Annotated in this window: 19 protein-coding genes; 1 reads left to right on the forward strand and 18 read right to left on the reverse strand. The window is 38.1% G+C overall.

The features are described from left to right. Positions 1 to 12: 12 nt before the first annotated feature. The 13 genes from smc to M2919_RS03645 all read right to left on the reverse strand — a co-directional run bounded on the left by smc (position 13) and on the right by M2919_RS03645 (position 17,905). Positions 13 to 3,585, reverse strand: coding sequence for a chromosome segregation protein SMC (gene smc / locus M2919_RS03585; protein WP_248849308.1), 3,573 nt, complete (start codon positions 3,583 to 3,585; stop codon positions 13 to 15). Between the two features lie 36 nt (positions 3,586 to 3,621). Next, the gene (gene rnc, locus M2919_RS03590) at positions 3,622 to 4,320 is read right to left on the reverse strand and encodes a ribonuclease III (RefSeq protein WP_202585557.1); all 699 of its coding nucleotides are present in this window, start codon (positions 4,318 to 4,320) and stop codon (positions 3,622 to 3,624) included. Positions 4,321 to 4,440: 120 nt separating this feature from the next. Beyond that, the gene (locus M2919_RS03595; RefSeq protein ID WP_222317308.1) at positions 4,441 to 6,240 is read right to left on the reverse strand and encodes an oligopeptide ABC transporter substrate-binding protein; all 1,800 of its coding nucleotides are present in this window, start codon (positions 6,238 to 6,240) and stop codon (positions 4,441 to 4,443) included. A gap of 196 nt (positions 6,241 to 6,436) precedes the next feature. Beyond that, positions 6,437 to 8,215, reverse strand: a complete 1,779-nt coding sequence (locus M2919_RS03600) for an oligopeptide ABC transporter substrate-binding protein (protein WP_248849309.1) — start codon at positions 8,213 to 8,215, stop codon at positions 6,437 to 6,439. 24 nt (positions 8,216 to 8,239) lie between these two features. Continuing rightward, complete coding sequence (locus M2919_RS03605) at positions 8,240 to 9,163, reverse strand: ABC transporter permease (RefSeq protein ID WP_023606110.1); 924 nt, start codon at positions 9,161 to 9,163, stop codon at positions 8,240 to 8,242. 33 nt (positions 9,164 to 9,196) lie between these two features. Then, the gene (gene opp4B, locus M2919_RS03610) at positions 9,197 to 10,159 is read right to left on the reverse strand and encodes an oligopeptide ABC transporter permease (protein WP_222317305.1); all 963 of its coding nucleotides are present in this window, start codon (positions 10,157 to 10,159) and stop codon (positions 9,197 to 9,199) included. Between the two features lie 3 nt (positions 10,160 to 10,162). After that, a complete protein-coding gene (locus tag M2919_RS03615) occupies positions 10,163 to 11,113 on the reverse strand; it encodes an ATP-binding cassette domain-containing protein (protein ID WP_126763100.1) in 951 nt (316 codons plus the stop codon). Continuing rightward, positions 11,113 to 12,120 carry an ABC transporter ATP-binding protein gene (locus tag M2919_RS03620; RefSeq protein WP_038100540.1) on the reverse strand — a complete coding sequence of 336 codons (1,008 nt, stop codon included), beginning with the start codon at positions 12,118 to 12,120 and terminating at the stop codon, positions 11,113 to 11,115. The genes M2919_RS03615 and M2919_RS03620 overlap by 1 nt, the downstream gene beginning before the upstream one ends. 255 nt (positions 12,121 to 12,375) lie before the next feature. Continuing rightward, positions 12,376 to 12,615 (reverse strand): acyl carrier protein, encoded by a 240-nt coding sequence (gene acpP, locus M2919_RS03625; RefSeq protein ID WP_222317304.1) that lies wholly within the window; start codon positions 12,613 to 12,615, stop codon positions 12,376 to 12,378. A gap of 80 nt (positions 12,616 to 12,695) precedes the next feature. Next, positions 12,696 to 13,700, reverse strand: coding sequence for a phosphate acyltransferase PlsX (gene plsX, locus M2919_RS03630; protein WP_248849310.1), 1,005 nt, complete (start codon positions 13,698 to 13,700; stop codon positions 12,696 to 12,698). 30 nt (positions 13,701 to 13,730) lie between these two features. Further along, positions 13,731 to 15,752: an ATP-dependent DNA helicase RecG gene (recG, locus tag M2919_RS03635; protein WP_248849311.1), complete on the reverse strand. Its 2,022-nt coding sequence runs from the start codon at positions 15,750 to 15,752 to the stop codon at positions 13,731 to 13,733. A gap of 76 nt (positions 15,753 to 15,828) precedes the next feature. Continuing rightward, positions 15,829 to 17,499, reverse strand: a complete 1,671-nt coding sequence (locus tag M2919_RS03640; RefSeq protein ID WP_248849312.1) for a DAK2 domain-containing protein — start codon at positions 17,497 to 17,499, stop codon at positions 15,829 to 15,831. 43 nt (positions 17,500 to 17,542) lie between these two features. Continuing rightward, positions 17,543 to 17,905 carry an Asp23/Gls24 family envelope stress response protein gene (locus M2919_RS03645; protein ID WP_023606102.1) on the reverse strand — a complete coding sequence of 121 codons (363 nt, stop codon included), beginning with the start codon at positions 17,903 to 17,905 and terminating at the stop codon, positions 17,543 to 17,545. A 240-nt stretch (positions 17,906 to 18,145) separates the two neighbouring features. Between M2919_RS03645 and rpmB the strand changes: the two genes are divergently transcribed. Beyond that, positions 18,146 to 18,334, forward strand: coding sequence for a 50S ribosomal protein L28 (rpmB, locus tag M2919_RS03650; RefSeq protein WP_023606101.1), 189 nt, complete (start codon positions 18,146 to 18,148; stop codon positions 18,332 to 18,334). Between the two features lie 76 nt (positions 18,335 to 18,410). Here the strand turns inward: rpmB and M2919_RS03655 are convergent, their stop codons facing one another. Genes M2919_RS03655 through M2919_RS03675 form a run of 5 tightly spaced genes read right to left on the reverse strand, consistent with a single transcriptional unit; the run spans position 18,411 to position 21,875 of the window. Next, entirely contained in the window at positions 18,411 to 19,058 is a 648-nt protein-coding gene (locus tag M2919_RS03655; protein ID WP_248849315.1) for a thiamine diphosphokinase, read from the reverse strand. Continuing rightward, positions 19,058 to 19,711, reverse strand: a complete 654-nt coding sequence (gene rpe / locus M2919_RS03660) for a ribulose-phosphate 3-epimerase (protein ID WP_023606099.1) — start codon at positions 19,709 to 19,711, stop codon at positions 19,058 to 19,060. The genes M2919_RS03655 and rpe overlap by 1 nt, the downstream gene beginning before the upstream one ends. 15 nt (positions 19,712 to 19,726) lie before the next feature. Next, positions 19,727 to 20,623 (reverse strand): ribosome small subunit-dependent GTPase A, encoded by an 897-nt coding sequence (gene rsgA / locus M2919_RS03665; RefSeq protein WP_248849316.1) that lies wholly within the window; start codon positions 20,621 to 20,623, stop codon positions 19,727 to 19,729. Further along, a complete protein-coding gene (locus tag M2919_RS03670; protein ID WP_222317298.1) occupies positions 20,624 to 21,190 on the reverse strand; it encodes a TlpA family protein disulfide reductase in 567 nt (188 codons plus the stop codon). It abuts the gene before it with no gap. Between the two features lie 10 nt (positions 21,191 to 21,200). Further along, entirely contained in the window at positions 21,201 to 21,875 is a 675-nt protein-coding gene (locus M2919_RS03675; protein ID WP_248849318.1) for a cytochrome c biogenesis CcdA family protein, read from the reverse strand. Positions 21,876 to 21,886 lie beyond the last annotated feature (11 nt).

Below are 21,886 nucleotides of genomic sequence, written 5' to 3' on the forward strand. Positions count from 1 at the left end.
CTATTCTATATATTATGCTGTGAGCGTTTCATCGACATCTGTCATCTTAACAGATACCACTTGTGAAACGCCTGATTCTTCCATAGTAATACCATACAATACATCTGCTGCTTCCATCGTTCCTTTACGGTGCGTAATAACGATGAATTGTGTGTCATTTTCAAACTCAGTTAAGTATCGCCCAAAACGTGCGACATTCGCTTCATCTAAGGCTGCTTCAACCTCATCCAGCACACAAAACGGTACAGGACGTACTTGAATAATCGCAAACAGTAATGCAATTGCCGTCAATGCTCGTTCGCCACCTGATAAAAGACTTAGATTCTGCAATTTCTTGCCCGGAGGTTGCGCGACAATCTCAATCCCAGTTGTAAGTAAATCATCTGGATTGGTTAACTGTAAATCCGCATGACCACCACCGAACATCTGTGGAAACACCACTCGGAAACGGCCTTGAATCTCATAAAAGACTTTAGAAAATTGCTCTTTCACACTGACATCCATCTCATCCATCGTTTCTAACAATGTTTCTTTTGCCTCTAATAAATCATCGCGTTGGGTTGTTAAAAAATCGTAACGCTCAGCGACTTGGTCATATTGACTAATCGCATTGAGATTGACACTTCCTAACGCGCTAATTTGTTCTTTTAATGTTTGACGTTGTCTCTTTTTATCAGCAATCTCTGTTTCATTTAATGGATACATTGCCACAGCTGCTTCATACGTCAGTTGATACTCTGTTTGTAAATAGTTCAAGCCACTATCCATAGCTATTTCTGCCTTAGAACATTGAACATTTAAATCACTGATTTTTTCTAATAATTGTTCACGGTCATGATAAGCGACCGTTAGCGTTTCATCGGCTGCTTTTAACTTTTTCATTAACACGGCACGTTGCTCACGCAACTCGGTTATCGCCACTTGCAACGCTTGTTTTTCTTCTGTCCATTGTTGCATTTCTTGTTGAAGTTGCTCTTCTAAAGCTGTTTGTTCACTACGACTTAACACCAAACCATCTAATAACTGATCTAACTGGGAAATAGTCCCTTCCAATCGCTTGCACTCTTGCTCATAAAAAGCAATCTGACTCTCACAATAACTCCGCTTTTCTTCACAAACAGCACGTTCTTGTTTCGCTTCAGCTAAATCATGATGATATTGTAAACGACGCTCTTCTTTCGTGACATCATCTTCATTAGTTTGTTTAAGCTGTTCTTCTAACAAACGAATCGTTTCAGAAACGACTACTTTTTGTTCAAGTAATCGTTGTTTTTCTTGTTCGTACTCTGTCATAAAGTCGCTAATTTCCTGTGTATCATAACGCGCCACTTCATATTCTCGTTTGACCTGTCCTAATTCTGCTTCGTAAAGAGCGACTTGATGCTCATGTTTTTGAACTATTAGGCGTTGTCTCTCTCCTACTTCTTTTAAGACTTGCACCTCGTTTTGATGTTCTAGCCACGATTCTTTTAATTGTGCTACGTTAGTTTCTTTGGCAATTTGTTCTTCTTTTAATTCTTGTAGTTTTCTTTTTAATGTTTGCTCTTCATTAGCAAGTCCCAGTAAACTTCCTTGGCTACCATACTTCGTTGCACCACCCGTCATCGACCCTCCAGGATTAATAATATCTCCTTCTAATGATACAATACGGTACTTAAAGTTTAACATACGTGCTAATTCATTGGCAGATGATAGGTCTTTGGCAATAATCGTACGACCTAGTACACTGGCAATAATTGCTTTTAAACGAGCATCTTCATAAGATACTAACGCTTCAGCCAATCCGATAAATCCTTCATGTGAGCGACATTGAGCTAAGACAGTATCTGATAACGTACGACCTTGAATGACTGTTAAGGGAAGGAATGTCGCACGCCCTTGCTTTTTACTCTTCAAATAAGTAATAGCCTTACGTGCACTACTTTCGTCTTCCACTACAATGTGCTGCGCAGCTGCTCCCAAAGCGGTTTCTATACCTAAAGTGTACGCTGGTGGTACTGAAATCAACTCGGCAAATGCTCCTATAATACCAGGCAAACGTTCTCTTTGTGTTAAGACCGCTTTAACCCCTTGATAGAAACCAGAATAGTTATCTTGTAGCTGAGAAACACTTTTATAGCGAGCTTGTACTTGTTGAACGTGTTTCATCGCATCATACATCCGTTGCTCACTCAAACGGTATTTTTCTTCCAGCTGAGTTAGTATCTCTACGGCTTTTTGATACGTCTCACGCTGTGTGATTAAACTCGCTTCCGCTTCTTGTTTCTGCCTTAACTCAGACGCTAACCTATTTTCTAATTCTAATTTCTTCTGTTCAATATCGGTTAATCGTGAAATGCCGTGCTCATTTCGACGAGTTTCTTGTTCATATTGTTTCTCTAAATGCTTTAAGTCGTTATTGGTATTCGCTTGTTGTTGCATATTTTCTAATAAATCGGAACGAATCTTTTCGACTTGTTCTTTACTATCTAACGCCAAATTTGCTTGCTGATTTTCCAATCGCTTAATAGTTTGATTAATACCGTCTAATTGTTGCTCAAGTGCTTGTTGCTCTTTTTCTAGGTTTAACTGTTGCGCTCGGTGATCGTTTAATAAGCGTAAGGCTTCCGTTCGTTGTCTCTGATTATCTTCTGTTGTTTGGGTTGCATTTTTTGACCGTTCTAGCCACACATTACGCTTACCCTCTACCTGCTCAAAGTGTTCCGTGGCAATTAATAATGCCCCTTGCTTATCTTCTAACTGTTTATCTAACTGCTGTTGCTCTTTTTCTGCTACGGCAATACGTCGTTCTTCTTCGTCGATTTTTCGTCTCAACGCTTCAAGTTCACGATCAATTTTTTCTTTATCACGAGAAAGACATGTCCACCGTTCTTTATTTTCCGAGATATCCCATGCCATTAAGCCGACATCCATCTGTTTAAACGTTGTTTGCCATTCTTGATATTGTTTCGCTTTTTCACGTTCAGCTTTTAAAGGCTCTAGCTGAACCTCTAATTCATAAATAATATCACGTACACGACTCAGATTTTCATCTGTCGCTAATAGTTTCTTTTCCGCTTGTTGTTTTCGCTGTTTATACTTAAGTACACCAGCTGCTTCTTCAAAAATACCTCGTCGCTCCTCAGGTTTGCTATTAAATATACTTTCAACTTTTCCTTGCGAAATAATTGAAAAAGATTCTTTTCCTAATCCCGAATCCATAAACAATTCTACAATATCTTTCAAACGACAGCGTTGCTTGTTTAAAAAGAAATCACTCTCACCAGAACGGCTTAATCTTCTCGTGACACTAATTTCGCTATAAGCAACGGGTAAATACCCACTTTCGTTATCTAGCACTAATGTGACTTCCGCAATATTTAAAGGAGAACGTTTTTGCGTACCTGAAAATATCACATCCGGCATTTTTCCCCCTCGGAGATTTTTGGCAGACTGTTCGCCTAATACCCATCTAATCGCGTCGGTGATATTACTTTTACCACTACCATTAGGGCCGACAACGGCAGTTAATCCTTGGTCAAATTCGATGGTGGTTCTTTCTGCAAAGGACTTAAATCCCGCTATTTCCATTTTCTTCAAATACATGAGTCAAAGACTCCTTTCTCAAAACATGCTCATCGTTTATTTAGAAGGGGTCAATTTACGAATGGCTTGTGCTGCCGCCTGTTGTTCAGCAATCTTTTTGGACTTACCACTACCCGTCCCGATGACTTCCCCACGCACTACAACATTGACAAAAAATTCACGCGCATGAGCAGGACCTTCTTCTTTTGTTAATTGATACTCGATTTTTACGTCACCGTTTTTTTGTAAAATCTCTTGTAAGGCCGTCTTATGATCTACTTCATCTAAGAACATACCTGCTTGTATTTTTGGAAAAATAACTTGTCCAATAAATTTTTCTAATGCTGGTAATCCTTGATCTAAGTATAAAGCTCCTAGAAAGGCCTCAAACAAATCACAAAGTAACGAGGCACGCTGTCTACCATTTGAATTTTCTTCACCCTTACCCAACTTAATAAATTGATCAAACTGACATTCTTTAGCAAACTTAGCTAAGCTATCTTCGCAAACAATTGCCGCTCGCATTTTCGTTAGTTTTCCTTCCGGCATTTGAGGGTATAGTTGATATAAATATTCTGAAATCACTAAATCTAAGGCTGCATCTCCCAAAAATTCTAGGCGTTCATTATCTTGTAAGCCTAAATGACGATGCTCATTTACGTAAGATGAATGAGTAAACGCCTGTTCTAATAAATCTGGCTTTTTAAATTCAATCTGATACCTCTTTTGAATCTGTTGACTCAATGATGACAACATGTCTATCTCTCCTCTATGATAATGTCTATCTTCCTTATTATACTTCTTTTTACAACAAATTAACAACATTCTATATAAAACAAAAAAACTGAAAGTCAAAGACTTTCAGTTTTTTTAAAATTAGCGTTTGTCTTCAGAAACTCCGATATCATACCAGAACTCTTTCGCATTATGAGACCAATCCAGACCTGTTACACGTTCGTGTACTGGTAAGACCTCATTTCTGTATAATGATGGAATAACAAAGGCTTGCTCTTTCGCATATGCTTGCCAATCATCAAATGCTTTCTTACGGAAGTCCGCATCAAATGAGTCATTTGAATCGATAGCATCTAGCAATTTGTCATTTTCATCATCAGCAAAACGAGTGTAGTTAAATGCTGAATGACGTCCATATAATCCTGTTGGTGAAGGGTCAGAACCTGTTCCCCAAGCGCCTTGGTAAACATCTACTTCTGGGTCATCATTCTTCAATTTATCATAGAACGCTTGGAAATCGATTAGACGTCCAGTTGTTAATTCTACATTCAAACCAATATCTTTCCACTCCTGTACGTAGTAGTCAGCTAATGGTTGAGCTGTTTCACCGCCCGACATTGAGGCAAACTTGATAACTAATGGCTCACCGTTTTTATCTTCTACGAAACCGTCACCGTCAGTGTCTTTATAACCCGCATCTGCAAGTAATTTTTTCGCTTTTTCTTTGTCTTGTGTGTATCCTTCTTGTTTATCGTTATGGAAAGTACCAAAGACTGGTGGAATTAATGTTGTCGCATTTGAACGTAAACCATTGTAGAATTTCTCACCTACTTGGTCATTGTTAACTGCGTATCCCATCGCTTGACGAAGGTTTTTATCTGCCATTTTTGATTCTGGATCGTATTTAACTTCTTCAGCGTCTCCATCCCATTTACCTAACTTAAATCCGATATAAGTATAAGCTAATTCTTGACGACCTAACATTTCATAGCCATCAACATTTTCGTAAGTTGGATAAATATCAGTTGGCATTGAAATTGCGATATCAAATTGTTTTGCTTTTAGTGCTTCAACAATAGATGAAGTCGGTGTTGATTTAAAAGTAATTTTGCTTAGTTTGGGTTTACCTTTATAGTAATGCTCATTTGGTACGTACTCAACAGATTCACCAGGTACAATCTTATTCATAACGTATGGACCGAATGTTACTGGTTTTTTACGTACAACATCTGATGATTCTAAGTCTTTCACTGGAATATCTTTTAAAACATGTTTTGGTGCTGCGTATGACCAAATACCGCCACCAGCTTGTTGCATTCCTGGGTTCATCTCTTTATATTCAATCGTTAATGTTTTATCATCCACTTTTTTAATACCAGAGATTGAATCAGCACTACCATCGTGATATTCTTCCATTCCGACAATGTTACGGAAGTTACTGTCATAACGAACACCTGTATAGTCTTTATGACCGATAATTTCATAAGAATACATGATATCATCTGCAACTAATGGTTCTCCGTCTGACCATTTCACATCTTCTTGAATAGTAATTGTTGCTTTTTTATTATCAACATCTAAGTCTAAGGCTGCAATACCATCGTTTGTAATAACAAAGTCTTCATCGGTAGTAAACAAGCTACCATGTGAAGGTCCCATAAAACGTGCATCATAAGCATCTTCATATAGCTCCCATAAGAAAACACCTTTAAATTGAGTATCTGTTACAACAGCGACATCTAATTCGCCACCCTCTTTAGCCTCTTTCGTGTTTGAGACTTTGATAGGAAACTCTAATGTGGCTTTAGAATCTTTTTTAGCCGTTTGCTTAGCATCTTTACTATCTGCTTTTTTGTCGCCACCACCATTACCACATGCCGCTAACGTCAATGCTGCGACTGTTGTTAACGTTAATAGACCGATAACATTTTTCTTCTTCATATTGCTTCCCCCTTAAATTAAAAAATAATGAGATTATTAAAGTTCGATAATAATATGATATAACACATTTCATTTTATTGCAATCTTTTTTCAATAAATATTTTATTTCGTTATATTTAAACACTTTTAAAGTTGATTTATAAGCGTTTGTAACAAAAAAAGAAGTTTCTCATTTAATGAGAAACTTCTTTTAATCTTATCTTGTTTCAGATGTCACACCGATTTCATCCCATAGATTATAATTGTTGCTTGCCCAATTTAATCCTGTTACACGAGTGCTAACTGGTAACACTTCATTACGGTACAATGTTGGAATAACAAATGCTTGATCAGCAGCATATTCTTGCCACTCATCAAATGCTTTCTTACGGTAGTCAGCATCAAATGATTCATTTGAATCGATTTTCGCTAATAGCTCATCGTTTTTCTCATCTGAGAAACGAGAGTAGTTAAAGGCTGAATTACGACCGTATAAGCCTGTTGGTGATGGATCCATACCTGTTCCCCAAGCGCCTTGGAAAACGTCAATTTCAGGATCATCATTTTTCAACTTGTCATAGAATGCTTGGAAGTCAATTAAACGTCCTGTTGATAATTCAACATTTAAACCGATATCTTTCCACTCTTGCACATAGTAGTCAGCTAATGGTTGGGCTGTTTCGCCACCAGCCATTGACGCAAACTTGATAACTAATGGCTCACCGTTTTTATCTTCTACAAAACCGTCACCATCAGTATCTTTATAACCAGCATCTGCTAAAAGTTTTTTCGCTTTTTCTTTATCTTGTGTATAACCTTCTACTTTATCATTATGGAATGATTTAAAGACAGGTGGAATTAGAGAAGTCGCGTTAGAACGTAAACCATGATAGAATTTTTGTCCTACTTGGTCATTGTTTACTGCATAACCCATCGCTTGACGTAAGTTTTTGTCCGCCATCTTAGCTTCTGGATCAGTTACTACTTCATCTTTATCCGCATCCCATTTACCTAATTTAAATCCTACATAAGTATAAGATAATTGAGGACGTCCTAGCATTTCATAACCTTCGACATCTTGATATGTATCATAGATATCTGTTGGCATTGATAGAACCATATCAAATTGTTTCGCTTTTAAAGCTTCCACAATTGACGCAGTTGGTGTTGAACGTAACACTAACTTGTCCATTTTTGGTTTACCTTTGTAGTAATGCTCATTTGCCACATACTCAACAGATTCACCTGGTGTAATTTTATTCATTACATATGGACCAAATGTTACTGGATTTTTACGAACAGCGTCAGAAGATTCTAAGTCTTTGATAGCAATGTCTTTTAGGACATGTTTTGGTGCTGCGTATGACCAAATACCACCACCAGCTTGTTGCATACCTGGGTTCATCTCTTTGTAATTGATTTCGATTGTTTTATCATCAATTGCTTTAATACCAGAGATAGTATCTGCTGTCCCTTCATGATATTCATCCATTCCAACAATGTTACGGAAGTTACTATCATAACGAACACCTGTATAGTCTTTATGACCGATGATTTCATATGAATAAATCATATCTTCAGCTTTAACTGGTTCGCCATCTGACCATTTTACATCTTCTTGCAATGTAATTGTTGCTTTTTTGTTATCGACGTCTAAGTCTAGTTTTGCAATACCGTCATCATTGATAACAAAGTCTTCGTCAGTTGCAAATAAACTACCGTGTGATGGCCCCATAAACTGTGCGTCGAAATTATCTTCGTATAGTTCCCATAAAAATACTCCTTTAAATTGAGTATCTGTTACAACTGCTACTTCTAAGGTTTGACCATCAATCGCTTCATCTGTATTAGAAGCTTTAATTGGAAACTCAATAGCTGCTGTGTCATTTGATCCTTTTTTACCTTCATCTTTTTTGCCACCGTTACCACAAGCTGCTAGTGTCAGTGTTGCTGCAGTTGCCATCGTTACAACTGCAATAATATTACGTTTTTTCATAGCGTGTGTTTCCCCCTTGTTTTTCTAACCTAAACGTTGTCTTGCATCAGCTGCACGCTTAAATGCTTGTCCAACATAATTTATGCTTAACATCATCACTAAAATTAGGATAGATGCAGGCAACCAAATCCAAAGTTTGTTCGATAAGACATCACCATTCTTCGCATAACCAATCAATGTTCCTAAACTTGGGACATTCGCTGGTAGACCAAAGCCTAAGAAAGTTAGCGTTGTTTCAATCCCAATATTAGCTGCGAAGTTCATCGTTAAGTTAGTGATAATCAACGAACTCAAGTTAGGCATTAATTCACGGAACATGACTAAGAAGTCACTTGTTCCAAGTGTCTTAGATGCGCTAACGTAATCTAAACGACCTTCAGAAAGTGTTTTACTACGGAAAAGTCGCGCTTTTCCAGTCCAGTAAAAGGCACTCATAATCGCAATAAATGACCAAACATTATAGCGTGGAATGATGGTCACCACTACAATAATAATCATCATAGTCGGTAAAATCATAATAAAGTCAACAATACGCATTAGCACGTTATCAACCATACCACCATAGTAACCTGAAAGAATCCCTAGACCAACCCCAATAATTGACGTAATAATTGTAATCGAAAATCCGATTAAAATAGAGTTTCTTGCACCAATGAAGAGTTGTCCGAGAACATCACGTCCTCCTTCGTCAGCTCCTAAGTAAAACGTCATATCTTTTGTGTCACTATAAGTACCTGGCTCAGCGTATTTATCAAAAATACTAACAAACATCACTTTATCTTGGTCAATCACCATTGACCCAATAAATACTGATAATAAAATTACAATTAATAAACCTAATGAAAACATCGCCAAACGATCTTTTGTAAATTCGCGTGCGATCATTTTTAATCCCATAGGTGGCGTACTTTCTTGAATTGCCACATCTTTTTTAGCTACTTCTGCCATTTCTATCTACCTTCCTTTCTTTTCATTTTGAAATTATTGAATTCTAATTCGTGGATCAACGATACTCATAATAATGTCTGAAAGTAATGTTCCCACTAATGTCGCAATTCCTAAAATCAAAATTAAGGCAGTAATGACAGTATAGTCACGCTGTGTCAAAGCATCGATAAACAATTTACCCATACCTGGATATGCAAAGATAATTTCAATTGTTAATGATCCACCGATTAGTCCTGTAATTTGATAACCTAATTGAGAAGCAATCGGTAATGACGCGTTACGGAAAATATGACGCGTATAGACTTTATTCGTTGGGACCCCTTTTGAGCGGGCTGTTCGAACATAGTCCAACGTCTGTGAGTCAATGACTTCACTTCGTAAGTACTGAATCGTCACTGCTGTTCCAAGTAACGCTTGGGTAATCGCAGGTAAGATAATATGATAAAACTTATCTAATCCATACTTAAATGTTCCCGGGTCTAATCCTGGCGATACCGAACCTGTTGTTGGGAACCACGCTAAACGGTAACCAAAGATAAATAACGTGATTAACGCAAAGATAAACAATGGTACCGCGAAGCTAACATAGTTATATACAACGACGATTTTATCAAACCATGAATCTTTATAACGACCTGAGAATAATCCTAAAGGTAAAGCAATGATATAAGTTAAAATAACTGTTAATAATGATAACCAAATAGTATTCATTGCTCGTTCACCGATTAAATCAGCGACAGGTAATTTATATAAATAACTTGAACCAAAATCACCTTGAAGGGCGTTTCCAACCCATCTAAAGTACTGTTCATACCATGGATCATTTAAACCTGCTGCTTCACGTAATGCTTCAATTTGTGATGCTTCCATATTTGGGTTAATTAATCCTGTAAATGGATCTCCCGGCATCGCTTGAGCTAGTAAGAAAATAAACACACTCAAGATGATGACTTGTGGAATCATCAAAATAATCCTTCTTAATATTGTTTTCCACATCGTTTATTTCCCCTCACTTTCATGACTTTTTAAGGCCACATGGTGTGTATCTGATAATTTCTTCAAATCATATACACGGCCATTTTCATCATAATACTCTGAATGTACTTGGCTGTACTCTGCTTCAACTGCTTGACGTTGAATCTTATGTTGTTCACGATTGTCGACGTCAATTTTAGGAATCGCAGACAGCAAGCGACGAGTATAAATATGTTGAGGGTTGTTATAAATATCTTCACGTGTGCCAATTTCAACAAAGCGTCCTTTATTCATAATGGCTAAGTTATCACACATATATTTCACGACCCCTAAGTCATGAGCGATAAATAGATAGCTTAAACCAAACTCTTCTTGAACACGTTTCATAAAGTTTAATACTTGCGCTTGAACAGATAAGTCTAACGCTGAAACCGGCTCATCGGCAATAATTAGTTTTGGGTTTGTTGCAACAGCTCGAGCGACCCCGATACGTTGACGCTGTCCACCTGAGAACTCATGCGGATATTTATATAACGCATCGGCTGGCATCCCAACAATATCTAACAAGTTACGAACTTTTTTCTTTTCTTCTTCATCTGATAGACGTTCGAAGTTACGAATAGGTTCTGCAATAATGTCTAATACGCGTTTTTTCGGGTTTAAACTCGACATAGAATCTTGGAAAATCATCTGTACGTCTTTATTATAACCAGACTGTTTACGCGCTCGTTTAGTTGTCACGTCTGTGCCATTATAGATAATTTGTCCGCTTGTTACTTTTTCTAAACCAATAATCGATTTACCAATCGTTGATTTACCTGAACCTGACTCACCGATTAAACCATAAGTTTGTCCCGGTTCAATAACAAAGTCGACACCGTCAACAGCATATACATAATCTGTTACGCGGTTGAAGAAGCCGCTTCTAATTGGGTAATGCACTTTTAAATCTTTAATTGTCAATAATTCACTCATTACGCTTCTCCTCCCTCGTCTCTAAAGTAAAAATGCTCATGACACGTACAACGCACAAAATGCTCTGGTTCTACTTCATGCAAGACAGGATTTTCTTCATGTGCTTCTTCAGGAATCCATGGAATACGCGCAGCAAAACGACACCCTGTACGAGGCATGTTAGCTAATGAAGGAACAATTCCTTCAATAACGTGTAATTCTTCATCTGGATTATCTTCTTGAGGAATAGAATTTAATAATGAACGGGTGTAAGGATGACGTGGATTTTCAAAAAGTGCTTTAACCGGTGCTTGTTCAACAATTTGACCACCATACATGACGGCAACGCGGTCAGCCATTTCGGCAACAACTGCTAAGTCATGCGTGATTAAAATGATACCTGCTTTGGTTTCTTCTTGTAAATCTTTTAATAAATCAAGGATTTGTGCTTGAATCGTTACATCTAAAGCGGTTGTAGGCTCATCGGCAATAATAATTGGCGGCTTACAAGATATCGCAATAGCGATAACGACACGCTGTCTCATCCCCCCGGATAGTTCATGTGGATATTGCTGTGCAACACGTTCAGGATTGACAATCCCTACTTGCCCAAGCAATTCAATCGCACGTGCTTGACGCTGTTCTTTTGTTAAATCAGTATGATAATAAAGTGCTTCTGCGATTTGGTCCCCAATACGCATTAATGGGTTTAAAGCAGATAGTGGATCTTGGAAAACCATCCCAATATCATTTCCACGAATTTGGTTATATAAAGTTTCGTTAAACTCTAATATATTCAAATTCTTATAAATGACATCTCCTGTGATTTTAGTATTGATCGGATTATGGAGTCCCATAATGGTCGTTGCTAGTGTACTCTTGCCACAACCAGACTCTCCAACTATCGCTAAAATTTCATTTTCATCCAATGTTAAAGATACATCATCTACGGCATCGTAAAAGGTGTCTTTAATCCGGAAAGCTGTATGTAAATTTTGTATCTCTAATAATACGTCCCCAGTACTCAAATTGGATACCCCTTTCTTCTTTGACTCTTTCTGTGTTGAATAGTTTGGTACCAATCGCCACTCAAGAGAAACTAATATTCTTTTTTTCTTTTAATAATCTTCCTAATATTTAATGATTATACTCAAAACTCACACTTTTTTCAATCTTTTCATAGGATTCACTCAGATAATTCTTAAAAAACAGTAAAATAGGGCTAAATATTAAAAAAAATCACAGGTAATTGTTATCATATTCTCACAATCACCTGTTATTTTTTATAAATGTGTCGTAATATAATCAACAGCCGCACCAACTGTTTCTATTTTTTCGGCATCTTCATCAGATATTTCTGTACCAAACTCATCTTCAAGCTCTAAAACAAATTCCATAATTTTAATAGAATCAGCTTCTAAATCATCTTTGATACTTAAACTCTCTGTAATCTGATCTTCTTCAATATCAAAATGCTTTAAAATAATCGCTTTTACTTTTGCTAAAACTTCTTCTTTTGACAAGTTTTGTCACCTCCAGTGCTCGTTTTTACGTGGTCACTACTATTTTACTTATTATTTTCTCATTTGTCTATACTTTTTAACTACTCTCCTGATGTGGTCTGTGAAGCTGCCATTAATTCATCAATCACATGTGATTGCAACATCTTACGAATTTGTCTGATAGTATAAAAGACAGCATCCGGGCCAGTGGAACCATGCGTTTTAACAACAGGCGCTTTTAATCCTGCTAAAACAGCACCACCATAAGTAGAGTAATCCATTTTAGTCTTCAAGCCTTTAAGCGTGTCTTTCAATAATACAGCGCCTAATTTTCCCATTAATCCAGACTCCATGATTGAAGATTTCAACACATTCGTAAAAGCCACACCCGTTCCTTCGATAGATTTCAAAACGGCATTGCCAGTGTAGCCATCTGCGACTACAACATCAGCCACTCCTTGCAACAGGTCGCGCGCTTCCACGTTGCCGATAAAGTGAATATGTGGATTTTCTTTCAGCAATTCAAAAGCTGCTTTTGTCAATTCATTTCCTTTCGTTGCTTCAGTCCCATTATTAAGTAATCCCACACGTGGGGCCTCAATTTGACGAACGGATTTAGCGTATTGAGACGCTAGTGTTGCAAAGTCATTTAAGTGTTCCGGTTTATTATCCGCATTTGCTCCTAAATCAATAAAATCAAAGCCCAGTGCCTTTTCATCAAATGTTGGCAACGTCGCCATTAATCCAGGACGTTCAATAAATGGCATTCGTCCTACTATGAATAGTCCTGCTGCTAGTAATGCCCCAGTATTCCCAGCCGAAAACATTGCATCGGCTTCTTTTTCTTTTACAGCTTTAGCTGCAAGCACCATTGACGCTTCTTTTTTTCGTCTAATCGCTCTGACCGGTTCATCTTCACTCGTTATTTTTTCTAATGTATGGACAATTTGAATACGACTCTCATCTTTTAAATGCTCGCGTATGGCTTTTTCATCACCATATAAAAGAAACGTTACATCTTCAAACTCATCACGCGCTTGCATGACGCCTTCAACAATAGCTTTTGGGGCATGGTCGCCTCCCATTGCATCAACGGCTATTTTCATCGACTCTTCACTCCTGACCTTATTTCAATTTTAACTTTGGACTGTCAATTGCGTTTGTAACGACAATAAACGTTGCCATTCTGATTTTTCTTGCCAATCTGGTTCTTGCCAAATCATACGCGCATCAGAACGTGCTTCTTCCATTATAACACTGTCACTGACAATGTCTCCAATTTTAAAAACAGGCATACCTGATTGCTTTACACCGAAAAAGTCGCCCGGACCTCTCATCTCTAAATCTTTTTGACTTAAAACAAAACCGTCATTTGTTTCCGTCATAATTTGCATACGTGCCTGTCCAGTTTCATTTTTAGGGTTTGAGACTAATAGACAATACGACGCTGCATCGCCACGTCCAACACGGCCACGCAATTGATGAAGCTGTGCTAAACCAAAACGCTCCGCATCCATAATCATCATGACTGTGGCATTGGGGACGTTTACACCGACTTCTACGACCGTCGTCGAAACTAGCACTTGGACTTGATTCTCATTAAACGCATTCATCACTAATTCTTTTTCATCGGGTGTCATCTTTCCATGTAGCAACCCGACCTCATACTCATTTTGATAATACCTTTTTATCGTTTCATAAATTTCCGTCGCATTCTTAAGATCCATTGCCTCAGATTCTTCAATCAATGGACAAATAACGTAGGCTTGACGGTTCCTCCCTAACTCTGTTCTCAGCCACTCATACGCTGTTGGTAATTGTGCAGGCTTCAACCATCTCGTCGTAATCGGTTTACGTCCTGCGGGTAACTCATCTATAATCGAAACATCCAGCTCACCAAAAGCTGTAATCGCCAAAGTACGTGGAATAGGTGTCGCCGTCATGACAAGCTGGTTTGTATGCTCTCCTTTATTCAGTAACGCTTGACGTTGATTAACCCCAAAACGATGCTGTTCGTCAATAATCCCAAGACCTAATCGTTGAAACAACACGTTCTCTTGAATGAGTGCATGAGTTCCAATAATAACGTCAAGTTCTCCATTAGCCAACTCATCCAAAATTTCTTGTTTCCTTTTAGTCTTAGACGAGCCCGTCAGTAATCCGATTCGCACATCTGTCTGGCTGAATAGTTCATTTAAACTTTGAAAATGCTGTTCAGCTAGTATTTCAGTTGGTACCATGAGCGCTCCCTGAAAGCCTGCCGTATACGTCGCAAAAAGCGCAATAGCCGCCACGACCGTTTTCCCACTTCCAACATCTCCTTGTAACAGACGGTTCATTTTAAATGGTAGTAATAGGTCACGACAAATCTCATTGGTCACTCTTTTTTGGGCTGTCGTTAATTCAAATGGTAATGTGGCGATATATTCTTTCAATCGAGATACATCGTATTCGATAGGTAAACTTTTATCGCCTGCTTTCTCTTTAAATCGCCAACCTTCCAATTTAAACTGAAAGCTAAAAAACTCTTCGTAGACTAAACGTTTTCTCGCTGCATCATTAGATTCCGAGCTCTCTGGAAAATGAATTTGTCGAATTGCTTCTGCACGCGGTATTAATTGATGACGTGTTAGCAAACTATCCGGCAACGTTTCGACTAATAATCCTTCATACTTCTCTAAGGCTTGTTCGATAAATTTAACTAATGCTGACTGTTTGACTTGTTTATTCACATGATAAACAGGGGCATAATCGTCTTCACTACTTCTTTTAATTATTTTAATCCCTGTCAGTGCTTGACGCTTGGCGTCCCATTTCCCAAAAACAGCTAAATCTTCTCCTTGCGTCACTTGTTTAGCTAAGTATGGCTGATTAAAAAAAGTAACTGAAATCGCCGCATTTTCTTGCATCATACGAAAATTCATACGATTTTTACGATACCCATAATAAGAAACGACTGGTTCAGATAAGACCAACCCTTCTATCACGACTTGTTCTTGGTCTTGTATCTCTCGTATACTTTTTACATTAAAATCTTGATAGCGGAAGGGATAGTACGTTAATAAATCTTCAATCGTTTGGATGCCTAATGTTTCAAGATTTTCCTTCATTTTAGGCCCTACGCCATCTAACACTGATACCGAATCAAGTAATTCCATTAGCGACTCCCTCCTTTTTACTTCTAATAATAAATAGGCCAGGACCCTGTCCTGACCTGTTTATCGTAATCAATTTTTATTCAACTGAAAATAAATATGGATACACGGGTTGTCCACCTTCATGGATTTCCACTTCAATATCTTCATTTAATTCTGTTAAAGCTTCTTCTAAACGCTCTGCTTCTTCATTTGAGCCATCTTCGCCAATCATGATGGTCACAATTTCAGATTCATCATCTAACATTTGTTTGATTGTTTCAAAAGCGGCTTCAAAGCGGTCTGGCAAGGAAACGACAATCTTATTCTCTACCATACCGATAAAGTCATCTTTTTTAATCGCCAAGCCATCAATCGTTGTATCACGAACAGCATTAGTTAACTGACCGCTTTTCACTTCATCTAGCATGTCTGTCATCGTTTCTTTATTTTCTTCTAAAGAAACTTGATCATTAAAGCCAAGCATTGCAGTCATTCCTTGTGAAATCGTTTTGGCAGGTATAACTACTGCTGGAACTTCGCTTACTTCTGCCGCTTGATCAGCTGCCATGAAAATATTCTTGTTGTTTGGTAAAATAATCACTTTTTCAGCATGAACTTCTTCAATCGCTTTTACAATGTCTTCCGTACTTGGATTCATTGTTTGTCCACCACTGATTACATAATGAGCACCTAAACTCTTAAATAATTCTTGCAAGCCTTCACCTGCCGCAATAGCAATCACACCGTACGGACGACGTTCTTTTTTCACAGGTGTTTCTTTTTCTGCCTCTAAGAGCGTATCATGTTGCAAGCGCATGTTATCGACTTTAATTTTTATCAATGAGCCAAATTTTTGACCATAATTCATGACTTCACCCGGATGCTCCGTATGAACGTGAACTTTAATGACTTCATCATCAGCTACAACTAATAATGAATCACCTAATTCATTTAAATAGTTTCTAAACGTATCATAGTCAAATTCACTATCAACAGTTTCACCTTCACCGATTTTCACCATGATTTCAGTACAGTAACCGTACTTAATATCTTCTGATGCCACATGGCTCGCCACGCTACGATGATGCTCAGCATTGACCATTTCAGTCATCTCCGCTAAGCTCGGTTGATAAACTGGCGTTTCTGATACTTTTCCTGATAACACTTCTAAAAAGCCTTCGTAAATGAAGAGTAAACCTTGGCCACCACTGTCAACGACACCAACTTCTTTTAAAACAGGTAATAAATCTGGTGTTTTGGCTAATGATTTTTTAGCACCTGTCACAACAGCATCCATTACTTCAACGCAATTATCAGTCGTATCGGCTTTTTTCATTCCAGCACGAGCACTTTCACGGGCCACTGTTAAAATAGTCCCTTCTACAGGCTTCATCACTGCTTTATAAGCTGTTTCAACACCATTAGCAAAAGCCTTTGCTAGATGTTTGGCATCAAGTTCTTCTTGCTCTTGAATCTCTTTTCCAAAACCGCGGAATAATTGTGATAAAATAACGCCCGAGTTTCCACGTGCTCCCATAAGTAACCCTTTAGATAATGCTTGAGCTAGCTCTCCTACGTGTTCTGATGTAGATGACGTCACAGCTTTAGCACCGCTTGTCATTGATAAGTTCATATTTGTACCCGTATCTCCATCTGGCACCGGAAACACATTGAGTGAGTTCACATACTCTGCATTTTGATCTAGACGTGTCGCACCAGCTTGTACCATTGCTTGAAACTGCCGACTATTGATTTTTTTTATATCCACGAAACTTAATCCTCCTTAGTATTCTCTCATTCAACGATCTTTTTTAGTCTGGCAGAACGCGTACATCTTGTACGAAGACATTGACAGAATTTGCCGTAACACCTAACATCGTTTCTAAATTATAACGCACTTTTTCTTGAACGTTGCGACACACTTCTGAGATTTTTGTACCGTAACTAATAATCGTATAGACATCGACGGCAACCCCATTCTCTTCTTGACGCACAACGACTCCTCGTGCATAATTTTCTTTTTTCAAAATTTCATTTAAATTATCTTTTATTTGATTTTTACTTGCCATCCCAACTATGCCATAAATATCTGTAGTAGCGCCACCTACGACCGTAGCGATGACATCATTACTTATTTCAATTGTTCCTGAAGCTGTTTTAATTTTTACTGCCATTTAAATCGATCCTCCTTAGACCAAAATAGCCCATATTCTTCCCTATATTTTATCATAGCAATCACGTTTTTTAAAGGTATATCCTTTTTTATTCTTTTTTTGAAAAAATGCTTCTACTTTTTCCGTTGTTTTTTCCTTTCAAAGATAAAATATTGCTTGCATTCCCCTGTGTATTATGATAAATTATTCTAGTATGAGCGCCTTAAACCGCTCCAATCGCAAAGCAAAGGAGGAAGAAACATGGCTAAAGAATGTTATATCACTGGGCGTAAAGCAAGAACTGGTAACACACGTTCTCACGCAATGAACGCATCTAAACGTACTTGGAAAGCTAACCTACAAAAAGTAAGAATTTTAGTAGATGGCAAACCAAAGAAGGTATGGGTTTCAACTCGTGCTTTGAAATCAGGTAAAGTTGAGCGCGTTTAATTCCGAAAAACTTAAATTAACCTTTAAAAGAGGATAGCAGCGACTAAATTACGGTTTAGTCAGTGCTATCCTCTTTTTAATCTTTACTTTGAATGACGGCCATTATTCCCGTTTCAAATGAGAACGTCGCCTTATTTGATAAAAATTCATTACTTGCAAAACTCATCGGATACGAAACATCATACTCTTCCAACTCATATTTAACTTCTTCTAATGTTAATTTGGCTACGGGTGTTAAGCAGACAAAAGCTAAATACTTTTTATCTTGCTCTTTCTCAATAACGTGCCTTCCTGGATGAAAATACGTAATCGTGTTTTGTGCATCTCGCATCTCGATTCGTTCTAAAAAAGGACGAAAACGTGGCTCTAAAGGCATCCATAGATTTGCTAAAAAGTGATCTAATCGACCTCCCGTCATTCCTACCAGTGTAATCGTTTGTTCCGGATATTCGTTTAACGCAATTGTTAAAGCAAGTTGCGTGTCCGTCTCATCTTTTTCAGGTGGTGCCGTCCGTATATCTGACACGATTTGACTAACCTGTTGAAATTCTTCCGCTGATAATGAATCAAAATCCCCCACAGCTACATGTGGTATGATACCTTTTTCTAGTAAATGCAATGTTCCACGGTCAACGCCAATCCATGTCACCGTTTCTTCTTTAAAAGCAAACAGATTCGGCCAATTAACCGAACCTGCTCCACCTACAATGACTATTCGCGTCATTATTCTGACACCGCTTCTCTTAATTTAGCTAACTGCCCCTTTGGATCTTCATGATTGTATACATAAGATCCCGCGACGAAAACATCTGCGCCTGCTTTAGCACAAAGACGTGCTGTGTCGGGCTGTATCCCCCCGTCGACTTCAATTTCATAATGATAACCGTGTTGCTCGCGCAATATAGCCAGTTCTTCAATTTTACCTAGTGTATTCTCAATAAACGATTGTCCGCCAAATCCTGGATTAACCGTCATGACTAAAACTAAATCAACCATTTCCAAAACATGAGCTATCGCTGATACAGGGGTACCGGGATTTATGACCACACCGGCTTTAACGCCTTCATTTTTAATCATCTGAATACCACGATGTAAATGAGGTGTACTTTCTTGATGTATGACGATAATATCCGCGCCTGCTTTGGCAAAATCAGGAATAAAACGTTCTGGTTGAACAATCATCAAATGAACGTCTAATGGTAATTTTGTAACTGGGCGTAAGGCAGCTACAATGTTCGGTCCTAGTGTAATATTAGGAACAAATTGTCCATCCATCACATCAATATGAATATAATCCGCGCCACCTGCTTCCACTAGTTTCACATCACGTTCCAAATTCGCAAAATCCGCACTTAAAATAGAAGGTGCAAGTTTCATCTCTTCACGTCCTTTTTATTTTTTTCGATGATAAATTGGTTTACGTTCTTCAATTTCTTTTAAAAATTGTAAATAGTTTTCATAACGACTCGTCGCTATATCGCCTGTTTCCACTAAATGTTTCACTTCGCACTTGGGTTCTGCCACGTGCAAACACCCGCGAAATTGGCAGTAATCACTGGCCGCACGCATTTCTACAAATTGCTGACTTAGTTCAACCGCCTCAATCTCTTTAAAGTCGATAGAACTAAATCCAGGCGTATCCCCTACCAGACCACCTGCAAGTGGATGTAATTCCACATGACGTGTCGTATGGCGTCCTCTGCCTAATGATTGTGATATTTCACCTGTTTTTAAATCGAGATCAGGTGATAGCTTGTTTAAAAGTGTACTCTTGCCTGCACCCGTCTGCCCCATAAAAACGGTTACCTTTTCTTTAAACAATGATGATAAATTAGCTAAGCAAGTTTGATCTGACTCTCGTTCTGGAATCATTACCTGGTAGCCCATTCGTTCATATATACTCATCGTTTGACGAAGTGATTCATATTCTTCTGGAGTGAGTAAATCTATTTTGGTTAAATAAATAATCGGCGTGATTTTTTCATACTCGACCGTTACTAAAAAGCGATCTAATAAATTTAGAGATAAGGCAGGTTCTGTCGCACTCATGATTAAAACCGCTTGGTCAACATTCGCTATCGCCGGTCGCCTTAACTCTGTTTTTCGTGGTAACACTTCCATTAAATAACCTTCTGACTGTTCTTCAGCTTGAAATTTAACCCGGTCGCCAACGAGTGGGGTGATACTTTTTTTACGTAAATTCCCTCTTGCACGAGTCTGATAAGTTTCTCCATTTGAGTAGACGTAATAAAAGCCACTCAATGCTTTTCTAATCTGTCCTTCTTTCAATTAGTCACTTCCCTCATTTAGTAATGCAGTGATACCTTCTGTTAGAACTTTCTCCTCCATCATACCATTTTGTTCAAAAATAATCTCACCTTTTTTATTGATAAATAGTGTTCTTGGAATCGACGTCAAGCCGTAAGCTTTTGAGGCTTCACCATTAGCTTCGTGAAATACTGGCATCGTATAGTTGTTCTCATCAATAAACTGACGAGCTGACTGTTGCGTTTCGCCGTTAAAACCAAGAATATTGACCATCACAAACTGGACATCTTCATGTTTTTCAAAACTTTGTTGAAAGGTAGGCATTTCATAGACGCAAGGTGGACAAGTACTAGCCCAAAAATTTAGTACGACAGGTTTTTCTCCGATAAAATCTTCCAAGTTTACTACCCCTCCTTCAAATTTTAACATATTAAAATTGGGGGCTGGACGGGCTTCTACTGACTCATCTTGTATAACTTCCTCTTCAACGATACCTGGAGTGACCTCTTCACCTAACTTTTGATACACCACTGTACCCGCAACTAACAATACTGCTAAAATACTTCCAAAAATAATTGTTTTCTTCATTTCTATCTCCTTATAATAACCATAATTGTAGTTTTGTCATAAATCCTGTCATCATCAAAATACCTAGTATTATCAAAATAATGCCTGAAACACGATTGATGATGTCATAGTTAGCTTTTATTTTATTAAACAACGGCTTTAGACTATCCATAAAAAAGGCGCTTAGCATAAAGGGTAAGCCCAATCCGAAAGAATAACTGACTAGCATTAAGGCTCCTTTTAATGCGGTTCCTTGATGGGAAGCAAGACTTAGAGCAGACCCTAAAAACACACCTAAACATGGACTCCATGCCAGTGAGAAGACTATCCCAAACAGGTAATAAGATAAAAGGGTATCTGGTTGTTGCTTTGTTTGCGAAGTCGACCGTCCTTTAAATATTTTTCCCCACTTTTCAGGTATCATACCTAAAAAATAAAGACCAGCGTACACTACAAACCCACCTGTTAATAACTGAATAGCCAGTCGATAGCGAACGAAGAGACTCCCTATCCACCCTGCAAAAACACCCATGGACACAAATATCGTCGTAAACCCTAAAACAAAAGCGAGCGTTCGATAAAATAAAAGACGAAACGATTTTTGTTCACCGCCTAAAAAATAAACAAGATATATTGGTAACAACGGTAATATACACGGTGATATAAATGTAATAAGACCTTCTAAAAACGATAAGATGTAATACATGATATTCTCCT

The sequence above is a fragment of the Vagococcus lutrae genome, from assembly GCF_023299185.1.
GTDB lineage: Bacteria > Bacillota > Bacilli > Lactobacillales > Vagococcaceae > Vagococcus_A > Vagococcus_A lutrae.

Coding starts and splice junctions, on each gene's coding strand:
- smc (WP_248849308.1), bottom strand. CDS start 3,585: ATGTATTTGAAGAAAATGGAAATAGCGGGATTTAAGTCCTTTGCAGAA.
- rnc (WP_202585557.1), bottom strand. CDS start 4,320: ATGTTGTCATCATTGAGTCAACAGATTCAAAAGAGGTATCAGATTGAA.
- M2919_RS03595 (WP_222317308.1), bottom strand. CDS start 6,240: ATGAAGAAGAAAAATGTTATCGGTCTATTAACGTTAACAACAGTCGCA.
- M2919_RS03600 (WP_248849309.1), bottom strand. CDS start 8,215: ATGAAAAAACGTAATATTATTGCAGTTGTAACGATGGCAACTGCAGCA.
- M2919_RS03605 (WP_023606110.1), bottom strand. CDS start 9,163: ATGGCAGAAGTAGCTAAAAAAGATGTGGCAATTCAAGAAAGTACGCCA.
- opp4B (WP_222317305.1), bottom strand. CDS start 10,159: ATGTGGAAAACAATATTAAGAAGGATTATTTTGATGATTCCACAAGTC.
- M2919_RS03615 (WP_126763100.1), bottom strand. CDS start 11,113: ATGAGTGAATTATTGACAATTAAAGATTTAAAAGTGCATTACCCAATT.
- plsX (WP_248849310.1), bottom strand. CDS start 13,700: ATGAAAATAGCCGTTGATGCAATGGGAGGCGACCATGCCCCAAAAGCT.
- recG (WP_248849311.1), bottom strand. CDS start 15,752: ATGGAATTACTTGATTCGGTATCAGTGTTAGATGGCGTAGGGCCTAAA.
- M2919_RS03645 (WP_023606102.1), bottom strand. CDS start 17,905: ATGGCAGTAAAAATTAAAACAGCTTCAGGAACAATTGAAATAAGTAAT.
- rpmB (WP_023606101.1), top strand. CDS start 18,146: ATGGCTAAAGAATGTTATATCACTGGGCGTAAAGCAAGAACTGGTAAC.
- M2919_RS03655 (WP_248849315.1), bottom strand. CDS start 19,058: ATGACGCGAATAGTCATTGTAGGTGGAGCAGGTTCGGTTAATTGGCCG.
- rpe (WP_023606099.1), bottom strand. CDS start 19,711: ATGAAACTTGCACCTTCTATTTTAAGTGCGGATTTTGCGAATTTGGAA.
- M2919_RS03670 (WP_222317298.1), bottom strand. CDS start 21,190: ATGAAGAAAACAATTATTTTTGGAAGTATTTTAGCAGTATTGTTAGTT.
- M2919_RS03675 (WP_248849318.1), bottom strand. CDS start 21,875: ATGTATTACATCTTATCGTTTTTAGAAGGTCTTATTACATTTATATCA.